Genomic DNA, 4,736 nt, shown 5'->3' with positions numbered 1-4,736 from the left:
GATGAAAGTAATGTTTTAATTTGTACAGTCTTCCAAATATTTGCATTTTTTGTCCCTGTGAGTCATCTTCCACCTAAATTTAGTCAACAGCATCCTTTTATTTCATGTTACCTATTCTTATGGTTTTAGTTCTAATTTTTCCAGGCTAGTCAAGATTTTCGTATTAAAATTGAAGATTGTATTTTACATTTTTAAAAATCTGATTGTTATTTTTTTTTGGTTAAGAAATTGAAATTATTCTTATTTTTTTATGATTTACATTGCGCACATGTTTTCCTTTTTTTTCTTTTTGCCATTCTCTCCACTGATTGAAGCAACTTTTATTTTCTTAGGGACTTGTTTCACTTCTCCAATTTTAGGAATGTTCAAGTTTTATTCAGGAAGCGTGCCTTTTTTTTAAATTTTTTACATTGGAATATTTTCCTTTTCACTGTCTTCTTCTTCGTCACTCAAATGAGCAAACATGTCTGTGAGACGATCTTCCTCTATTTCCAATGAAGAATTTTTTCTCTGCACAGTTTTTTTCTACGGAAGTGTTGACACACTTTGTTCCAGTGAAGAAAGAAGATTTTGATTCTGTTTCTTCTTCTTTTTTTCTTCCACTGGAACAGATTCCTATTCCAGTTGTTAATTAATAAAATTGTCTATTTCTTCGTAATTCATTTTTTTTAATATAAATAAAATAAAAGAATAAAAAATGTTTTTCTTAAAAAATTAATTATAAAAAAAATCTGTCTAATTAGAAAATTTATACACAAAATTTCATGCATTATATAAAAACTACTTATAAATTTTGACAAAGGAAACTTTTTATTTGTTCCAAAAAAAAAAAAATTTAAATTATATGAGTTTTTTTTCATTGTCTTCCTGAAACAACAGGAAATGTTCCTTTTGCACACTTGATTGCCTTGTCATAGTAAAATATGGTAATCATTTCGGAAGCTCTGGGGAATTAATATCCAGAGGCATCAGTTTCCAATACTAAATTGAATGGTTTAAAATCTACGGTATTGAGTCCTGAAAGCACTGAAAAATCATTAGTGAGAGTTTCACAATCCTGGGCGAATACAGCTTTTCCTTGTACACGCTACTCATGAAAAAGAGGAAGGCCCTGTGCTGTGTGAGTGTTTGAATGAAAAATAAATTATTTTTTCTCATTATTAGGATCATATAGACTAGCCAGAGTTGCTATGTATGGTTTAACAGGCTGAAGTGCAGCCTGATTCAGATCTGAAGTAGAACATACTTAAAGATAGTAGCCCTTTTTTGTAGGGTCATATGCTCTGTCGTTTACTGCGAAGTTAAACGGATTTATAAGACAGTTTCCTCTCATGTCATTAAGTTTATTTGCAGCTTTCAATAATCCTATAAGGAAAACTTAGTTGTCGTAATAGTCTGTTGCGGGAGTAGCCCACACCTATCCAGCATGTCCTCTTACTTCTTCAGGAGGATACTTGTCTTGTCCTATTGTCAGATAGAATTTTTTTAGATTATGATGAATTCTAAATTGCTTTCTACAGAAAGGAAACTATTGATAGTCCAGGGTTAAAAAAAAAAAGAAAAAAAGATTTTAAAAGAGTTAAATCCCATGTTTATCTGATAGGTTCCGCTTACGCTGGCAGAAGAAGGAAAGTTGAATTTGGGACCAGCAACGAAATCAGCTGTTTAGAATATAATTCCTTCAGGCTGTGAGAGCTGAGTTTAAATTAGTCTTTCTACTTCAGATCCAAAAGAAATCAGATCACACTCCAAGTACATGTCCTACACTCGCCAGTTTCTCTAAATTGGTGTCATTGTTATTGCAGCAGATGATGCTGCAGTGGCTATATTTCCTTATACATGACCTCCGTAATCTTAGTAGCCTGATGTATAAAATGCGTAAGGATTTAATTTAAATTCAAATGCTAAATCTCCGAAAGCTTCCAAGGGAATGTACTTAAATAAATCAGGAGGTAAGAGAACTCCAAACAAAGAACTTAGAAGTGGAATGGAAAAGGAAAGATAGTATCTTCCACTGGTTCTTTTAGGATATCCCTTGTACATTTCGAGTATTCTCACATTTTTTCCATAGAAAGCAGGTTCACCTTTTACAGCATCTGAAAAAAGTGGATTAAATGGAGCCATATATCCCGTGTACTAATATTAATATCTGTGCTGATTATTAATGGTAAATGAAGTGTCGTAAGATGCATTTGACATACTGCATGCTGAGCCATGTGAAACTAGTCTTATGTCATTTTCATCGATGATAGTGTCGGCAGGCTCGTATCCTTCATAGACGGACCACTGTTATTGAAATTCGTATCTCCAAATGTTGTATGCTGTTGTAGGATTGGGAGCTGTGACAGCAGGATCAACTGCAGAAAATAATCTGTTTCTAAGTGAGTTTAACCATTGTCCCGAAGTTATTCCCTGTAATGAACCAATTCCACCCCAAATTCCTGTAGTATAAACTGACTGTCCGTATCTTCCAACATGTTGATTTGGTATAGCATAATAGACTTTGAACATGTTCCAAGTGTTTACATTTTCTTTTCCAGTTGATCCTATGACAGATTAATTATATTGAACGAGAAATGGATCATTCAAATCAGCCTCCGCAGAGAGGATGCAAGTACCATACAAGGGATCATATGAATTAACATGTTTGTAATCTTCATTTGAATTATTTACAGGAGTTGAAAGAACATTTGCTTTGAAGGGTTCAGCCATTGATATAGTGGAAAATTTTGAATGTCCGTGTCCTTCGTAAGCTCTGCTTAATCTGTACTGGGCACTAAAATTGAGATCATGCAAAATAGAAGCTATGGTATCGTAAGCCTGGTTGTCTTCTATGAGAGCTCCGTTTGAATAGACACGAAATTCAGAAATCAGAGAATGAGCAGAAGTGTCTAATGCTTGAGTAAAAAAGTATGGCATCTTATCTGGGTCAACCCAGAGTCTGAATTTTAACAAAGTTGAATAGGGATCAAGAAATGATTTTGAATTTAGCTCTACACGTATAGTGTCATTCAATTAAATATCACCATATTGATTCACAGGTCTAATCTTAGTCTGTTTTATAAATGATGGAAATCCGGCAGGTTTTGAAATGGCATATCTCAGTGGCAATGGAAGTTAGCTCGTTTCAGTGAAAGACATTTTTTTTTTTTTTTATTTATTTTATTTTTTTAAAAAAATTTTTTTTATATATTATTATTTTTTTTTTCTTTCACTCAGTTTTTGCTTTTTAATATTATGTCTTACAATTATTCTTTTGCACTCTTTGTTTTTTTTTCAGGGTCTGGGACTTCTTTTAATTAAGCTAAATATTTTTAATACTATTAACTATATTATTCAATTATTTATTAAATTTCCTCAGGTGTGAACCAAGGAGTAAATATAAGATGAAAATTGTAAGCATCCTGCAGTGTCTGAACTTCCTGCCAGGCCTAAATTGCTTTTTCATCGAGTTTTTATTTAAAAGTTACAATTTAACCATTTATAACAAAAACAAGAAATATGTATAGACAATAAAAAATTTACAGAAAAAAAAATTAATTTTTTTAATTATTTTTTTAAATTTTTATGTATAATTTTTTTCTCATTTTAAAGAGAGGTTTATTTCCTTAAACAATCTTTTGCTATTTTTGTTGATCTTCTCTTAATTTTTACCTCTGGATAGTTACCAACTGATCTCTGATTATTTTCCATCTGTTTTCTATTCTTTTAACATCCCTTCTTGAATGTTGAAAGTGCATTGTCCAATAACTGATCTGTTTTTGTAATAAATTAAGTCTGTTCCATTCCCAGACCTCCGTCTGGAACAATCTTTCCAGCAACTCTCAGTCTGATTAGATTTTTTATTTGTGCATAATAAGCGTTAACCTTTGCTTGAGTTGTACTAAATTTCTTTTCAAATTCTTCTTCTTCCGTCAAAGCTTCCAGATTCTTTGTAGATGACAAAGTTGAACCTGTTTTTATTAATGCATCAGCTGCCTCAGACATTAATTTGACTTTTCCTTTGGCTTTCTCGACCTTGTCTTTAGTTTCTTCTAGTTTCTGATTAAGAGGTACATATTAGAAACTCTTTCCAATTTTATCTTTCTAAAGAGCTTCAGTTTTAGCCTTTAAAGATTGCAAAAAATCCATTTTTTTAAAAAATTATTTTTATATGTATAATTATTAATAAAAAAAAAAAAGAAAAATAATAAATTATTTTATAAAAAAATTGATTGTATGTAAAAAAATATGTAAAGTAAATAAAAAATATATATAAAATTTTTATTAGAAGTAAAAAAATAAGTATTTTTTTTTTTTTTTTTTTTTCTCATTTAAATTGATAAATAATTTTAGAAGCATTATTTATTTTCTTTATTTGTTGATCAACTATGTATTTATGTCCTGACAATAAAATTCTCAAACACGACTGCAAAAATTTATTATAATCTCGCATCTAATTGACAATAGGTGAAGACTTATTAGGATAAGCTTCAATAAAATTCTTTGAATTCTTGAGACTCTATCTTAATTTTATAAACAGACTAGCATCATCATCATTAATATTTTCACTAATAGCAGGCATGTATTTCTCGCCATACATGCTAACATTTAATAAATTATCTTCTTATTCCATTTTTTTGAATGGATTTTCAGTTGTTTCTTTTTTTTTTTTTTTTTTTTTTAAAAAAATTTTTTTTTTATTAATTATAAAATAAACATATATAAACTTATATTTTCAATTATCTTCTTAGCAT

Annotated in this window: 4 protein-coding genes; all 4 read right to left on the bottom strand. The window is 30.1% G+C overall.

Annotation, left to right across the window (positions count from 1 at the left end):
* Nucleotides 1-1,854 precede the first annotated feature (1,854 nt).
* Complete coding sequence (locus tag IPH62_19985; GenBank protein MBK7107552.1) at nucleotides 1,855-2,124, bottom strand: hypothetical protein; 270 nt, start codon at nucleotides 2,122-2,124, stop codon at nucleotides 1,855-1,857.
* 165 nt (nucleotides 2,125-2,289) lie between these two features.
* Nucleotides 2,290-2,511, bottom strand: a complete 222-nt coding sequence (locus tag IPH62_19980; protein ID MBK7107551.1) for a hypothetical protein — start codon at nucleotides 2,509-2,511, stop codon at nucleotides 2,290-2,292.
* A gap of 45 nt (nucleotides 2,512-2,556) precedes the next feature.
* Nucleotides 2,557-3,015: a hypothetical protein gene (locus IPH62_19975; protein MBK7107550.1), complete on the bottom strand. Its 459-nt coding sequence runs from the start codon at nucleotides 3,013-3,015 to the stop codon at nucleotides 2,557-2,559.
* 756 nt (nucleotides 3,016-3,771) lie between these two features.
* Nucleotides 3,772-3,987, bottom strand: coding sequence for a hypothetical protein (locus IPH62_19970; GenBank protein ID MBK7107549.1), 216 nt, complete (start codon nucleotides 3,985-3,987; stop codon nucleotides 3,772-3,774).
* Nucleotides 3,988-4,736: the final 749 nt, after the last annotated feature.

The sequence above is a fragment of the Ignavibacteriota bacterium genome, assembly GCA_016708125.1.
Classification (GTDB): domain Bacteria; phylum Bacteroidota; class Ignavibacteria; order Ignavibacteriales; family Melioribacteraceae.
The sequence above is the reverse complement of the archived record's forward strand: the minus strand, read 5'-3'. Positions and strand labels throughout refer to the sequence as shown.

Bases quoted from the DNA above. Each gene is read 5' to 3' on its own strand.
- IPH62_19970 (MBK7107549.1), bottom strand. From the start codon at position 3,987: ATGTCTGAGGCAGCTGATGCATTAATAAAAACAGGTTCAACTTTGTCA.
- IPH62_19985 (MBK7107552.1), bottom strand. From the start codon at position 2,124: ATGGCTCCATTTAATCCACTTTTTTCAGATGCTGTAAAAGGTGAACCT.
- IPH62_19980 (MBK7107551.1), bottom strand. From the start codon at position 2,511: ATGTTCAAAGTCTATTATGCTATACCAAATCAACATGTTGGAAGATAC.